At 46.1% G+C, this 15,157-nt stretch carries 16 protein-coding genes; all 16 read left to right on the top strand.

Annotation, left to right across the window (positions count from 1 at the left end):
* The first annotated feature begins 24 nt into the window (after window positions 1–24).
* The 16 genes from WQ57_RS14385 (at window position 25) to WQ57_RS14310 (ending at window position 15,142) form a co-directional block, all read left to right on the top strand.
* Window positions 25–1,701, top strand: a complete 1,677-nt coding sequence (locus WQ57_RS14385; RefSeq protein ID WP_046524481.1) for an AMP-binding protein — start codon at window positions 25–27, stop codon at window positions 1,699–1,701.
* Window positions 1,698–3,260: an acyl-CoA carboxylase subunit beta gene (locus WQ57_RS14380; protein WP_046524480.1), complete on the top strand. Its 1,563-nt coding sequence runs from the start codon at window positions 1,698–1,700 to the stop codon at window positions 3,258–3,260. Before WQ57_RS14385 ends, WQ57_RS14380 begins: the two co-directional genes overlap by 4 nt.
* Before the next feature lie 24 nt (window positions 3,261–3,284).
* The gene (locus tag WQ57_RS14375; protein WP_046524479.1) at window positions 3,285–4,460 is read left to right on the top strand and encodes a thiolase family protein; all 1,176 of its coding nucleotides are present in this window, start codon (window positions 3,285–3,287) and stop codon (window positions 4,458–4,460) included.
* A 73-nt stretch (window positions 4,461–4,533) separates the two neighbouring features.
* Window positions 4,534–5,421 carry a 3-hydroxyacyl-CoA dehydrogenase family protein gene (locus WQ57_RS14370; protein ID WP_046524478.1) on the top strand — a complete coding sequence of 296 codons (888 nt, stop codon included), beginning with the start codon at window positions 4,534–4,536 and terminating at the stop codon, window positions 5,419–5,421.
* Complete coding sequence (locus WQ57_RS14365; RefSeq protein ID WP_046524477.1) at window positions 5,418–6,200, top strand: enoyl-CoA hydratase; 783 nt, start codon at window positions 5,418–5,420, stop codon at window positions 6,198–6,200. The genes WQ57_RS14370 and WQ57_RS14365 overlap by 4 nt, the downstream gene beginning before the upstream one ends.
* Window positions 6,201–6,224: 24 nt before the next feature.
* Complete coding sequence (locus WQ57_RS14360) at window positions 6,225–7,205, top strand: NADPH:quinone oxidoreductase family protein (RefSeq protein WP_046524476.1); 981 nt, start codon at window positions 6,225–6,227, stop codon at window positions 7,203–7,205.
* 79 nt (window positions 7,206–7,284) lie between these two features.
* Window positions 7,285–8,520 carry an acyl-CoA dehydrogenase gene (locus WQ57_RS14355; protein WP_046524475.1) on the top strand — a complete coding sequence of 412 codons (1,236 nt, stop codon included), beginning with the start codon at window positions 7,285–7,287 and terminating at the stop codon, window positions 8,518–8,520.
* 74 nt (window positions 8,521–8,594) lie between these two features.
* Window positions 8,595–9,662 (top strand): phosphotransferase family protein, encoded by a 1,068-nt coding sequence (locus WQ57_RS14350; RefSeq protein ID WP_046524474.1) that lies wholly within the window; start codon window positions 8,595–8,597, stop codon window positions 9,660–9,662.
* A 21-nt stretch (window positions 9,663–9,683) separates the two neighbouring features.
* The gene (locus WQ57_RS14345) at window positions 9,684–10,427 is read left to right on the top strand and encodes an SDR family NAD(P)-dependent oxidoreductase (RefSeq protein ID WP_046524473.1); all 744 of its coding nucleotides are present in this window, start codon (window positions 9,684–9,686) and stop codon (window positions 10,425–10,427) included.
* A gap of 158 nt (window positions 10,428–10,585) precedes the next feature.
* Complete coding sequence (locus WQ57_RS14340) at window positions 10,586–11,014, top strand: SRPBCC family protein (RefSeq protein ID WP_046524472.1); 429 nt, start codon at window positions 10,586–10,588, stop codon at window positions 11,012–11,014.
* Window positions 11,015–11,344 carry an ArsR/SmtB family transcription factor gene (locus WQ57_RS14335; protein WP_046524471.1) on the top strand — a complete coding sequence of 110 codons (330 nt, stop codon included), beginning with the start codon at window positions 11,015–11,017 and terminating at the stop codon, window positions 11,342–11,344. It begins immediately after the preceding gene.
* Window positions 11,345–11,459: 115 nt separating this feature from the next.
* Complete coding sequence (locus WQ57_RS14330) at window positions 11,460–11,954, top strand: DUF2243 domain-containing protein (RefSeq protein ID WP_046524470.1); 495 nt, start codon at window positions 11,460–11,462, stop codon at window positions 11,952–11,954.
* Entirely contained in the window at window positions 11,947–12,741 is a 795-nt protein-coding gene (locus WQ57_RS14325) for a cytochrome c oxidase assembly protein (RefSeq protein ID WP_046524469.1), read from the top strand. The genes WQ57_RS14330 and WQ57_RS14325 overlap by 8 nt, the downstream gene beginning before the upstream one ends.
* 90 nt (window positions 12,742–12,831) lie before the next feature.
* Entirely contained in the window at window positions 12,832–13,476 is a 645-nt protein-coding gene (locus WQ57_RS14320; RefSeq protein ID WP_046524468.1) for an SDR family oxidoreductase, read from the top strand.
* 223 nt (window positions 13,477–13,699) lie between these two features.
* Window positions 13,700–14,416, top strand: a complete 717-nt coding sequence (locus WQ57_RS14315; RefSeq protein ID WP_046524467.1) for a DUF5058 family protein — start codon at window positions 13,700–13,702, stop codon at window positions 14,414–14,416.
* Between the two features lie 15 nt (window positions 14,417–14,431).
* Window positions 14,432–15,142, top strand: coding sequence for a hypothetical protein (locus WQ57_RS14310; protein WP_046524466.1), 711 nt, complete (start codon window positions 14,432–14,434; stop codon window positions 15,140–15,142).
* Window positions 15,143–15,157 lie beyond the last annotated feature (15 nt).

Genomic DNA, 15,157 nt, shown 5'->3' with positions numbered 1-15,157 from the left:
CTGAATTGGGAGGTATCTACGATAATGAAGGATATTCTGCAAAGAAGCTGGCCAAAAAATGTATCTAAAACATTAACTTATCGATTGGGCGAAAAACCATTACATGAGTATGTCAAACAAAATGCTGCGGACCAACCGGATAAGACTGCTTATTCCTTTTATGGCAGGAATTTGACGTGGGCAGAGATAGACGAATCCGTGGATAAATTCGCACAATTTTTAGCAGCCAAAGGCGTAGAAAAAGGTCACTGTATTGGATTGTTTATGCAAAACTGTCCGCAATATATAATTGCCCATTACGGAGTTCAGCGTCTCGGCGCTATCGTAGTTCCGCTAAACTCAATGTATAAAGAATCGGAGCTTGAATATTTAATCAATGAGGCAGCGATAAAGGCGGTCATCGCTGGTCAAGAGCTGCAAGCTTTGATTGGAACGGTGCGGCCGAAAACTCCTTCCGTGGAGTTTGTTGTAACAACCAATTATGCAGATTATTTGCCTGAAGAGCCGACTTTACCACTGCCTGGGGAACTGACACTGGAGAAAAAACATACACCTGATACGTATGACTTTGTTCAAATCCTAAAGGATCATCAACCATATGTGCAGCACGTAGAAATTGACATCTGGAATGATGTAGGACTAATGGTGTTTACATCGGGAACAACAGGCAGACCAAAAGCCGCAATGCTGCCATATGGGAGCGCCCTGTTTAAAACAGCATCTACGGTTCATGGAAACCAATTTGAATTGGACGGACGCTTTCTCACCATTGCCCCGCTATGTCATATCGCCGGGATGGTGATGGGGGTCAATATCCCTGTTTACACTGGAGGCGAGTGCGTACTGTTAACCCGATTTGACCCTGTTACAGCAGTCGAGGCAATTGAAACATACCGGGTTACTAACTGGTATAGCATTGCTCCGATGAATGTAGCGATTTTAAATATCCCGGGTGTTGAAAATCGTGATTTATCATCACTAAAACGAAATTCTTCCACCAGTTTTGGTATTCCGGTAACGAAAGAATTGGCGGACAAATGGAAGGAACTAACGAAAGGCTGCATCATGCATGAAGCATCATATGGCCTAAGTGAAACCCATACATGTGACACGTTTATGCCGCTTGATAACATTAAATGGGGCAGCTGCGGAATTCCTACCTTTGATACAGAGCTCAAAATCCTTGATTTTGAAACGGGAGAACCAGTCCATCCTGGTGAAAAAGGAGAAATTGTTATTAAAAATCCAGGCGTATTCAAAGGCTATTTAAATCGGCCTGATGCCACAGCAGAAACACTGCGGGACGGCTGGGTCCATACCGGAGATATCGGAAGTGTGGATGAAGAAGGCTATTTATTTTTCCATGGGCGCATTAAGGAAATGATTAAAAGCTCCGGCTACAGTGTGTTCCCTGAGGATGTCGAGGCACTGCTTAATGAACATCCTGGCATCCACCAAAGCGCTGTTATTGGCGTTCCAGATCCAATCAGAGGCGAAAGTGTAAAGGCTTTCATCGTGTTGAAACCTGAGTATATCGGGAAAATCACCGAGGAAGAAATGATTTTGTGGGCGAAGGAAAAAATGGCTGCTTACAAGTATCCGAGATATGTAGAGTTTATTGAACAGCTCCCGGCAACAAGCTCGGGCAAAGTGTTAAGGAGGCTGCTAAAGGAACCGCAAGGAAAGGAAGTAAAACAATGATTGATCAGGAAAGGGACATTGTGAAAGAAGCAGTTGACGATTTAGTGCAAAGAAAAGAGCGTGCCAAGCTAAATGGCGGACTAGAGAAAATTAAGCGCCAGCATGATGCCGGTTTCTATACGGCAAGGGAAAGAATTGGCATGCTTGTGGACCCTGATTCGTTTATGGAAGTAGGCATGCTTAATCATTCCGAAATGGCTGGGTCCGAAGATAAGAGTGCCGGAGATGGACTCATCGCTGGCATCGCCAAAGTGGATGGAAGGCCGATTGTCGTACAGGCTGGCGATAAAACGGTTTTTGCCGGAACAGAAGGCGCGGTTCATATGCGGAAAGCTGTTTCCATTCATCAATATGCGCTCAAACGCGGGCTGCCGATGTTTTATCTTCACGAAGGCGGGGGCTTGAGAATGCCGGATGGCATGGGATCGGATGGCATTAGCGATAAACTTTTTCCCAATGAAATGCTGACCCACAACAGGCAGGTTCCTTCGATTACCAGCATTTTGGGAGATAGCTTTGGAGGCCCTACATGGACAGCTGTTTCATCTGACTTTGTGACACAGCTGAAAGGAACTTGCATGGCGGTTGCCGGACCAAGAATGATTGAGATGGCAACCGGGCAGAAGATATCTACCGAAGAGCTGGGCGGCTGGAAGGTTCATGCCCACCAGACCGGACAGGCAGACGCATTTGGAGTTACAGAGGAAGACTGCATTGCGCAGATGAAGGAGTTTTTCAGCTTCATGCCGCTTAACGCAACAGAAGAGCCGCCAATGAAAGAAACAGCTGATGACCCTTACCGGATGGTGGATCAGGTGCTCGATATTCTGCCAAACAAAACGAATCGGGCCTATGATATGAAAAAAATTATTACTGAAATCGTAGATGACCGGCGGTTTTTTGAATATAAGGAGCATTACGGTCCTGCGTTGATTACCGCTTTTGCCAGAATGAATGGCCGGACGGTTGGGATGATTGCTAATCAGCCTATCAAATATGCAGGGGCGTCCGGCGTCCAGGAATGCGAAAAAGCGACTGACTTCATCTGTTTATGTGATTCCTTCAATATTCCGATGATCTTCCTGCATGATACACCCGGATTTCGAATTAGCAATGAAGCAGAAAAAATTAAAATTCCAACCAAAATCATGGTTTGGAACCAAGCGCTCGCTCAGTCGACTGTCCCAAAAATTTCTGTTGTGATCCGAAAAAGTGTGGGAGCAGCCTATGGAAACATGTGTGGCCCAACAATGGGGGCAGATTTCGTTGTAGCCTGGCCAACAGCTGAAATTAATTTCACCGGCCCGGAAGTAGGAATCAATGTCGTTTACGGCCGCCAGCTGCAAGGTCTTGAAAATGCAAAAGAAGTTAGAAAAGAGCTGCTTGAAAAATGGGCATTCGATAGTTCGCCTTATAAGGCAGCGGCCAAACATCTTATTGATGATGTTATCCATCCACGGGAAACACGGAAATTTCTATGTAAGACATTGGAGTTTGCTGTATGGAAAAATGGTTCGATGAGCGAACGCCGATTGGCGAACTGGCCTACGGGATTTTAGAAGAAAGTTAAGGGAGGAAAAAAGATGTCTAAAAGAGAAGCAGTTATTGTTTCAGCAGTAAGAACACCGATAGGAAGGCAGGGTGGTGCATTAGCCAGCCTGAATGCCCATGAATTTGGGGCTGAGGTCATCAAGGAAGCGCTGAATCGTGCAGGAGTAAACGCTAATCAGATAGATGATGTTATTTTTGGAAATGTATTAAGCGGCGGGGGCAATATTGCCAGGTTAACAGCCCTGCAAACTGGGCTTTCTATTGAAATTCCCGGTTTAACCATTGACCGTCAGTGCGGGTCTGGAATCAATGCCGTTAATTTAGCTGCGCAGGCTATTAATGCCGGAGCGGGAGATATTTATGTGGCAGGCGGAACAGAAAGTATGAGCCGTGCTCCATATTTAATGGATCGCCCAACAAAAGCGTATAGTGCCGTACCGCCAAGATTCCGTTCTTCCCAACTGTCTCCAAAGGAAATTGGCGATCCGCCAATGGGGATCACCGCTGAAAACCTAGTAAAAAAATATAATATTACCAGAGAAGAACAGGATGCCTATTCATTAAGAAGCCAGCAAAGAATGGCAGCAGCAATGGAGAAGGAACATTTTAAACAACAGATTGTTCCGATTGAGATTCCTGTTAGAAAAGGAGACCCGATCACTTTTACAGTGGATGAGCATCCACGACCAAATACAACACTTGAAGGGTTATCCAAACTTCACCCAGCGTTCTTAGAAGGAGGAACTGTTACAGCTGGAAGCAGTTCAGGACTGAATGATGCAGCGAGTGCTTTAGTGATTATGTCACGTGAAAAGGCTGTTGAATTAGGCTTAAAGCCGCTCGCTGTTGTTCGTGATTCTGCGGTAAGTGGTGTAGATCCGAACGTTATGGGGATTGGGCCTGTACCTGCAACTAGAAAGTTATTAACTCGAACAGGTTTAAGGATGGAAGAGATTGATTTAGTAGAACTCAATGAAGCGTTTGCTGCTCAAGTAATTGCCTGCAACCGCGAACTGGAAATCGATGAAGCAAAGCTAAATGTAAACGGCGGGGCAATTGCTCACGGTCATCCGCTTGGAGCAACCGGAGCGATTTTAATAACGAAAGCAGTCTATGAATTACAAAGAACGAATAAACAACGGGCTTTGATTACTGCATGTATCGGCGGCGGCCAGGGGATTGCCACCATAATTGAACGAGAAGGATAATGATTGGTGTCAATTTAAGATTTTCATTACATCTTAAATACTAACCGGTTAGTATAGGGGAGGAGTAAATCAGGTGGATATACAGGATGTTAAACATATTTCGGTATTAGGTGCAGGCTCCATGGGACACCAAATTGCCATGTTATGTGCGTTAGGCGGGTTCTCAACTACCATTTACGATGTCCATGAGAAAGCTTTGGAAAAAGCAAAGGAAAACCTTGATTTTCAAATGGGTAAGTGGGTTCGGAAAGGGAAAATAAATCAGCAAGATTTGGACCAAGCCTTTGCTCGATTGTCCTTTACTAATGGTTTAGAAGAAACGGTACGAAATACTGACTTTGTGATAGAGGCGGTTGTTGAGAAATTGGATGTGAAGCAGGGTCTTTTTGCCAAAGTGGACCGTCTTGCACCACAACATGCGATTTTGACCACTAATAGCTCCACGATTGCCAGCTCCAAAATTGCCTGTGTCACTTCTAGGCCGGATAAAGTCTGCAATATGCATTTCTTTTTTCCCGCTTTAGTAATGGATTGTGTGGAAGTAGTGATGAGTGAGACAACTTCTGAAGAGACAGCTGCAGTCACAATGGCTGTGTGTAAAAAAATCAAGCGCACAGGAGTTTTGCTGCGTAAGGAAACGTGGGGCTTTGTAGCAAACCGTCTGTTGTTTGCACTAAACAAGGAGGCGCTCAAACTGTATGAGGAAGGAGTTTGCGATTATAAAGATATCGACACCATTGTCCGTAAATCGCTTAACCATCCGATGGGTCCATTCGAGCTAATGGATTTATCAGGCATTGATGTCGGGTACTTTGCACTGGAAGAAAAATATAAAGAAACAGGTAATGAAGAGGATAAGCCATTTACAAGTTTGGAAGAAAAAGTGAAAGCAGGGGAACTTGGCCGAAAAACTGGCAAGGGATGGTATGACTATGAAAAAACAGAGGTGAAGGTAAAGTGAATACTCAATTAGTGAAATTGGAAAAAAACGATTCTATTGCGATTGTGAAAATTGATAATCCGCCGTTAAATGTTTTAAGCGGACAGGTGACGAGTGAATTAAAGTTTGTATTTGATGATATTGCCCACGATCATGACATTGTTGTAGTCATCCTGACGGGTGCAGGCAGCCGGGCATTCATGGCGGGGGCTGATATTAAAGAATTCCCTCAATCTTTTGGTAAATCAGGCATGAAGGAACGAATTTTGGATCAGCACGGTGTATTTAACCAAATTGACTTCCTTCCTAAGCCGACAATTGCTGTGCTAAATGGGCTTACCTTTGGCGGCGGCTGTGAGCTCGCAATTACTTGCGATATCCGCATTGCTGAGGAGCATGCCCAGCTCGGGCTGCCGGAAATCAAATTAGGGATCTTCCCAGGCGGAGGGGGCACCCAGCGTCTTCCTAGAATTGTAGGAGAGGCAAAAGCCAAGGAGCTTATGTTTGTCGGCGACCCTATTTCAGCTCATGAGGCAGAGAAACTTGGTTTGGTAAATAAAGTGGTGGCATCGGGACAAGGAATGACCGAGGCTCTTGCCCTGGCCAGGAAAATCAGCGGCTATTCCCTGCAGGCACTGTCCCGAATCAAAAAAGCTGTGGATGAAGGAACAAACATGGAATTCCAGGCCGGAATTGAAAGAGAAGCTGAGCTGTTTGAAGAGGTCTTTCAAACAGAGGATGTGAAGGAAGGTGTATCAGCGTTTATTGAAAAAAGAAAGCCTGTTTTTGCCCATCGATAATAATCAGTTGAGGAGGGATTTTTAATGAAGAGCTGGATTGTCAATAAGTTAGGGGACCCCAAGGATGTACTGGAGCTGCAGGAATTATCGGTTCCGGCCGTTGAGGAAGGAAAACTATTAATTCAAGTGGAGGCTTCCTCGCTGAATTTCTTCGATATTTTACTCTGCCAGGGAAAATATCAGGAGAAGCCGCCGACTCCGTTCACTCCGGGGGCGGAAATTGCCGGGATTGTCCGGGCTGTAGGGGAAGGAAGCCAATTTAAAGCGGGCCAGCGTGTCGTTGCTACTCCGCCGCTGCCGAATGGCGGATATTCAGAATGGGTCAGCGTGCCAGAGGATTCCGTCTATGTCATTTCCGATGCCATGTCAGCTAGTGAAGCAGCATCCATGTTTATAACCTATCAAACTTCTTATTACGCATTATATCACCGTGCCAATATTCAAGCAGGCGAAGTGCTGTTAGTCCATGCAGGCGCAGGTGGAGTTGGTTCGGCTGCTATCCAGCTTGGCAAGGCAAAAGGAGCGAAGGTTATCGCAACGGCCGGCGGACCTGAAAAGGCACAATTATGCAAAGAGCTTGGCGCAGATGTTGCTATAGATTACCTGACAGAGGATTTTGTTGAGATCGTGAAAAAGGAAACAGGCGGACGCGGGGCAGATGTCATTTATGATCCTGTCGGCGGAGATGTGTTTGACCGCTCAAGAAAATGTATCGCATTTGATGGGCGCTTGCTGGTTATTGGCTTTGCAGGCGGCCGGATTCCAGATGCACCTGCAAACCATGCCTTGATAAAGAACTATTCCATTGTCGGTGTCCATTGGGGCTTATTCCGCAGACTAAATCCCGATAAAGTAGTTAAAATTCACGAAGACTTAATGAGGCTTCATGAGGAAGGATTAATTAAACCATTAATCTACCGCGAGTACGACTTCAAGGATGTCCCATCCGCCCTGGATGTTCTCGCCGACCGCCAAACCTACGGCAAATTGGTAGCGCTGCCATAGGACGGAAAACCGAACAGAACATCCACCGTCCGAAGTATGTCAAGGTACTTGTCTAAAACATGAAAAGGAGATGTATGGAATGAATTTTACCCATTCTGAAAAGGTTGCAGATTTGCAAAAGAGAGTTAGTAAATTTATGGAGGAGTATGTATATCCAAATGAAAAGGTTTATCAGGAGCAGCTGAACCAGCAGGAAACACGGTGGTCTGATATTCCGCCGATCATGCAAGAGCTTAAAGAGAAGGCAAAAGCGGAAGGTCTATGGAATTTGTTCTTGCCGGAAAGTGAATATGGGGCGGGATTAACCAATCTGGAATATGCACCGCTATGTGAGATTATGGGGAGATCAATGATTGGGCCTGAAGTATTTAATTGCAACGCACCAGATACAGGCAACATGGAGGTTCTTGTGCGTTACGGTACAGAAGCCCAGAAGAAACAGTGGCTTGAGCCGCTGTTAGCCGGCGAGATTCGCTCCTGTTTTTCCATGACGGAGCCTGATGTCGCATCCAGTGACGCTACTAATATCGAAACTAGTATTGTTAGGGATGGTGATGAATACGTCATTAATGGAAGGAAATGGTGGTCCTCAGGGGCAGGGGATCCGCGCTGCAAGATTGCGATTGTGATGGGAAAAAATGATCCCACCGCACCTAGGCATGAACAGCAGTCTATGATTCTCGTACCATTAAACACACCTGGTGTTAAGATTGAACGAATCTTACCGGTGTTTGGCTATGATGATGCACCTCATGGTCATGCGGAAATTGTCTATGAAAATGTCCGGGTGCCAGCCGAAAATATGCTTTGGGAAGAAGGAAAAGGATTTGCTATTGCTCAAGGGCGGCTTGGACCAGGAAGAATCCATCACTGTATGAGGTTAATCGGGTTGGCTGAGCGTGCACTTGAAGACCTGACCAAGCGTGTTCAAAGCCGAACGGCCTTTGGCAAGAAAATTGCCGAACAAGGTGTAGTCCAAGAGTGGATTGCAGATTCCCGAATTGAGATTGAGCAAGCACGTTTATTGACATTAAAAGCAGCCTATATGATGGACACCGTCGGAAATAAAGAGGCGAAGACCGAAATCGCAATGATTAAAGTGGTTGCTCCAAATATGGCGCTAAGAGTGCTTGACCGTGCGATTCAGGCATTTGGAGCAGCAGGAGTAAGTGAGGATTTCACGCTTGCTTATCATTGGGCACAGGCACGTACACTAAGGCTTGCCGATGGCCCTGATGAAGTACATCGCCGTCAAATTGCCAGATTGGAACTTAAAAAATATCAAACTTCAGAATTAGCAGCAGTACGCAATTAAACTAATTTCCCATGTTCAGGTAATGGGAGGCCAGCCCCCATTGCCTGAACTTTTTTAGAAGGGAGTGAAGAGTAATGACGATACCCTTTCGTGATACGATAACGGTTCGAAAAGGGGAAGAACTGAATCGGGAAGTACTCGAGAAATTTATTCATGAAAGTATAGAGGATGCTCCTCCAGGAGATTTGGAGATTGAACAATTTGGCGCAGGTCAGTCCAATCTCACCTATTTAGTAAGGATCGGCGAATGGGAGGCCGTGCTGCGCCGGCCGCCGCACGGCCCTGTCGCACAGAAAGCGCATGATATGGGGCGGGAATACACGATATTATCCAATTTACACCCGTTATTTCCAACCGCACCCAAGCCTTATATTTATTCCGATGATACCTCGATTATTGGGAGCCCTTTTTTTATCATGGAAAGGAGAAAAGGGATTGTCCTGGATAAAGAATTTCCTGCACATGTTCCCTATCAACCGGAGTTAGGGAAACAAATATCGGAAATCATGGTAGATAAATTAGTAGAACTGCATCAGGTCGATTATATGAAAACGGAATTACTTAAGATTTCGCGGCCAGATGGTTTTATGGAACGGCAGGTCGGCGGCTGGATAAAGCGGTATGAAAATGCCAAAACGGAAGAGGTTCCTGGTGTAAATGAGTTAACTTTATGGATGCAAAAAAATATCCCCGTTTCACCTAAGCCGACAATCATTCAATATGATTATAAATTGAATAATGCGATGTTTTCAGAGGACTTTCGTGAAATGGCCGGGCTGTTTGATTGGGAAATGGCGACAATTGGTGATCCGCTGGCAGATGTTGGCGTTGCCTTATGCTACTGGGCAGATGTCGCAGACTTTAAAGAATTAAGAAATGAATTAGGAAATGGTGCTATTACCGCAAAAGAAGGCTTCTTTACTCGTGAGGATTTTTTAGAGAGGTATGCGAAGAAAAGCGGCCGTGACGTCTCAAATATACATTTTTATGTTACTTTCTCATATTTTAAATTGGCTGTCATTTCACAGCAAATTTATTTCCGTTACTACAAAGGCCAGACAAATGATGAGAGATTTTCCCGTATGAATCAAACAGCTGCAAACTTAATTGAATTTGCTTTGTTGTCAACCAGGGGACTTTAAAATATCGAAAGGGTGAATGGGATGCGTTTAAATGATAAAGTAGCGATTATAACGGGTGGCGGCGGAGGAATTGGCAGGGCGACAGCCATTCGATTTGCACAAGAAGGGGCTCGCTTGGTTATTGCTGATTATAGTGAAGAAAACGGAATTCAAACCGTAAATATTGTTAGGGAAATGGATGGGGAAGCAGAATTTATTCGGACAAATATGACCAAGCCTGAAGATGTTCAAAAAATGATAAAAAAAGCTGTTGATACCTTTGGCAAGGTGGATATTTTATTTAATAATGCCGGAGTAAAAAGCGGCGAGAAAAAAATTCCCGATGTTTCAGTGGAAGAATGGCAAGAGGTGTTTGATGTCAATACAACCGGTGTGTTCCTAGGACTAAAATATGCCATTCCCGAGATGACTGCCGGCGGTTCGATTATCAACACAGCGAGTATTGCCGGCATCAAAGGTCAAAAGCTGGTGGCAGCATACTCTGCATCGAAAAGCAGTGTGATTGCTCTTACTAAAACAGCCGCAACCGAGTTTGGCAAAAAGAATATCCGCGTGAATGCAATCGCCCCGGGAATCATTGATACGGATATGGTCAGCGACTGGAAGAAAACAAAAAAATGGCCAGTATTGTCCACAGCCAATGCCTTAAACCGAATTGGCCATCCGGAGGAAATAGCCAATTTAGTTTTATTTCTTGCTTCAGATGAATCCACATTCATAACCGGCGAAACCATCGTTATTGATGGTGGAACTTTGAATCTCTAAACGTTATAGGCACGGCCGGAAATTTGACGGATAATAATTTTACATCTTTTGTTTTTTAGTTGATTGAGAATTAGAACCTTGACGTAATACCAAAAGGTGTTATATCCTTTAAATAACACTGTAAGGTGTCATAATTTATCGTGCAAGGAGCCTAACTCATGGATACTAATCAAAATAGTGTAAAAGACATTGTACAGACCGTGGTCATCCAGGCGCCTATTCAGAAAGTTTGGGAAAAGGTTTCTACTGCGGAAGGGATTGAAGCATGGTTTATGCCAAATGACTTCCAGCCTGTAGAAGGTCATGAATTCCATCTTCAATCTCCATTTGGTCCTTCACCATGCAAAGTACTAAAGATTGATGAACCAAACACTCTGTCATTTTCCTGGGATACGGAAGGCTGGGTAGTGTCGTTTGTTTTAAAAGAATTGGAAGGGGCCACAGAATTTACGGTCATACACGGCGGCTGGAAGCAGGCCGACGAAACGGTCGGCAAAGCCGGCGAGAATGCAGCCGTCATTCGCGAGCGGATGAACGGGGGCTGGGAGAAGATTGCGGCCCGGTTGAAACAGGTTGTGGAAGGATAAGTGTCTGCAGCGAAGCATGATGTTTTCCAGGCGATTGCCGATCCAACCCGCCGGGAGGTTCTGCGCCTGCTTGCTAAAAAGGAAATGCCGATTTCATCCATTGCAACGCATTTTCCCATCAGCCGCACAGCTGTCGTCAAACATCTTCACATCCTTTCGGAGGCAAAATTGGTCAGTTCGAGAAAGGAAGGCAGGGAAAAGCTGTACACCCTGCAGCCGGAACCTCTTGAGAAAGTGCAGGAGTGGCTCTCGTATTATGAGCAGTTCTGGAGCAACAAATTGTCGATGCTGAAACATCTTGTTGAAAATGACGAGCAGTCAAAAGGCTGACACCAAGAAAAACTTGGGTCAGCCTTTTGTTTTTTTATGCAATTATGCTGGTTTTGGTGGACCTCTTCTATGGGTAAAATGGTAAAAACTAACTGCCGGCAGGAGGAAGTGTTGAATGCAAAAAAACCTAAGTGATGCCGCTATTGCCCATGGCACGCGGAATATATGGTCGGGACTCCTTTTCGGAATCGGCTTGGTCGCCTTTCTGGATGAAGCTCTTTTTCATCAGCTTCTACACTGGCATCATTTTTACGATAAGTCGACCACCAGCATTGGCCTTGTTTCGGATGGTTTTTTCCATGCCATCAGCTGGTTTGCCACGGTCGGAGGCCTGTTCCTGCTTGCTGACCTTAGGCGCCGGAATGCGTATTGGTTTATGAAATGGATGGCAGGAGTTTGGATCGGGGCCGGAGGGTTTCAATTATATGATGGGATTATTCAGCATAAGCTGATGCGCATCCACCAGATACGTTATAACGTGGATATTTTTCCATATGATTTGACGTGGAACCTTTTGGCTGCAGGAATGCTGGCTGCCGGTCTGCTCCTTATGAATCGTGCCCGGAGGCAATCACGGAAATTCGGGGGAGGCGGAGATGCACATGAATAATCATGCTTCCTGGTTCCTTGTCTGGAAGCAAGGGATGGCCTTGGGAGCTTTCCTTGCACTGGCTGGCTATCTTTGGGCTGTATGGGCAGCTAACCGCAAGCATAATAAATGGCCTCTATACAGGTCTCTCTTTTGGATGGCAGGTATTTTATGTGCAGCAGCGGCTGTAACCGGTCCGCTGGCAGAAATGGCACATACGGATTTTGCCGTCCATATGCTGGGACATTTGCTTCTCGGGATGCTTGCGCCGCTCCTGCTTGTTTTATCAGCGCCGATGACTCTTTTGATGAGGGCCCTTGACGTGAAGAACGCCCGCAGGCTCTCTGCCTTTCTTAAGGGCAGGTATGTGCGTGTCATTGGCGACCCGTTTGTGGCGGCTGTCATGAATATCGGAGGTTTGTGGCTATTGTACACCACCTCGCTCTATGAAATGATGCATCATCATCCAGGTTTGCATGCCTTGGTACATATCCATGTGTTCTTTGCAGGCTATCTGTTTAGCGCAGCCATGATTTACATTGATCCGGTTCCGCACCGGAGGCCTTTTCTCTACAGGGGCATCATCTTTGTCCTCGCACTCGCCGGCCACGGGATTTTGTCAAAGTACATTTACGCCAATCCGCCCGACGGAGTGGACCCGGTGCAGGCAGAGACTGGTGCGATGCTGATGTATTATGGCGGGGACGCAGTCGACCTTGGCTTGATCATTCTTTTTTGCTGGCAATGGTACTATTCCGCCCGGCCGCGACGGATGGTTGCTTCAAGCCAGCAGTCGGGTTTGATGTGAGATTCATGATGAGGGGAAGCAGGACGTTGGGTGCCGAAGGGTGTTTTATATTAGAATGGAACGATACAAACGCGAAAGGAGCTTGATTGCATGAAAGTATTGGTTGTAGGTGCCAATGGCCAGATCGGGCGTCACTTGGTCCAGCTTTTAAAAGACAGCGGAAAGCATGAGGCAAGGGCAATGGTTCGCAAGGAAGAGCAGCAGGAATACTTCCGAAGCATTGGAGTTGAAACCGTGCTGGCCAGCCTGGAGGGAAGCGTGGATGACATCGCCCAGGCGGCGAAAGGCTGCGATGCAATTGTTTTCACCGCTGGATCAGGGGGACATACCGGGCTGGATAAAACCTTGCTGATTGACTTGGACGGGGCTGTAAAAACAGTGGAAGCGGCAGAGCAGGCAGGCATTGATCGGTTCATCATGGTCAGCGCCATCCAGGCGCATCGCCGGGAAAATTGGAGCGAGCGGATCAAACCTTACTTTGCAGCCAAGCATTACGCTGACCGTGCCTTGCTGCAAAGTGCGTTGAATTATACCATTGTCCGTCCGGGCGGACTAATTAACGAGCCGGGTACAGGGAAAGTCAAAGCAGCTGAAAATCTCGAACGGGGCAGCATTCCGCGTGAAGATGTCGCAGGTGTCATCCTGCATGCTCTGGATGAGGAACGAACGTTTAAAAGATCATTTGATCTGGTCGGCGGGGAGACCCCGATTGCAGAGGCTTTGAAGGCTCTGTAAGACAACTAAAAGAGGAAAGCGGCAGGATTAAGGGCCGCTTTCCTTTTTTTGATTATAAAGGGAATCTTCCATCTCTTCCACCGAGTTGTAAGAATAGCTTCCATACAATTTTTATTGCTATTCCTTTTTATAAATTCCTTGTCAGAAGAGCTTCCAAAACGATTGCGAATCATTCTAATGTCCTTTTTAATGAAACCAAGCTTTTAAAGAAGGAGGAGTGGATATGGAAGGAGCAATGCAATTGGCCAATAACCCCGTGTTATGGATATTTTCACTACTGATTATTGGAGTGGTTGTCTTCCAGGGGATCACATTTATCCGGTTGGCCTCCAGGGCAAGTGAGAGTGTGGGCATGTCCCATAGTGAAGTGAAGACCGCGATTAAGGTTGGCACAATCAATGCAATCGGGCCGTCACTCGGCATTATGATCGTCGCAGTTTCCCTGATCACGTTACTGGGGGATCCTCTAACCTTAATGCGCATAGGGATCATCGGATCTGCTGCTACGGAATCCATGGGAGCAACGATTGCGGCGAGTGCATTTGGGACGGAACTAGGAGCCTCAGACTTTGGCAGACATGCTTTTGTAACGGTTGTCTGGGTGCTATGTCTTGGTGGATCAGGCTGGCTGCTGTTCACCGTGCTTTTTACAAAATCGTTAGGGAGAATGGAGAAAAAAGTATCGGATAAAAGCAGGCGAAGGGGCTTTTCAGTTATGACCATTGTTTCCACCGCTGCCATGCTTGCGGTATTTGCCAACTTTGCCAGTGGGGAGGTGCTGAAAGGGTACAATACTGCACTTGCCGTTGCCATATCCGCTATGACGATGGTAATCGTCAGCTTTACGGCCAGCAGGAAAAAACACTTGAGCTGGCTTAATGAGTGGTCACTGGGTCTCTCGATCCTCGCCGCTCTATCAGTCAGCTACTATACACTTTAAAAGGGGATGATAGACTTGGCGATCAGTGAAAGCAGCTTAAAAGCAAAGCAGTTGGAAGCGAGTGTGGTTTTAGGGATGGAACAATTTCACCGTAAGTCCCATTTTTGGGGCAGGCTGACCATCTCTATTGTTCTTGTCCTGACTATTTCGCTGCCGCTTTATTTATCCTTTGTTCTTGGCTTCCATCCAGGCTGGCAGCCAATCATGGCAGGATTCGCGGCTTATGCTGCCATGGTGGGGTATGCGTGGGTAATGGAGCCAATCTCCTATTATCCTACCTTGGGGGTATCGGGTACATACCAGGCCTTTTTGACAGGAAACATCTCCAATATGTGCCTTCCCTCAGCTGCGGCAGCACAAAATGCCATTGGAGCAGTCCCGGGAACGAAAAAAGGTGAAGTTACCGCTGCTCTTGCCATCGGGGCGGCGTCGCTGATGAACATGTCCATATTGATGGTCATCATTTTGGCAGGATCCCATCTTATTTCAATCATACCAGCCTCTATCCAAGAGGTATTTCCTTATATTGTCCCGGCTATTTTTGGTGGAATTCTCGCTCAGTTTGCTGTAAAGAAACCAGTATATGGAGCGGTAGCCCTTGCAGTGGGGCTCACGGTAAATCTTATGCCCATTGTTGCTTTTTTAAAAGGAGTTGTCTGTATCTTAATGACCGTAGCTATCTGCATCTGGGTGGAAAAAAGAAAACATTCTGGTGCTGCAATCTAATTTTTTAATAGGAGA

It is taken from the genome of Mesobacillus campisalis, from assembly GCF_000986785.1.
GTDB classification, from domain to species: domain Bacteria; phylum Bacillota; class Bacilli; order Bacillales; family Cytobacillaceae; genus Mesobacillus_B; species Mesobacillus_B campisalis.
The sequence above is the reverse complement of the archived record's forward strand: the minus strand, read 5'-3'. Positions and strand labels throughout refer to the sequence as shown.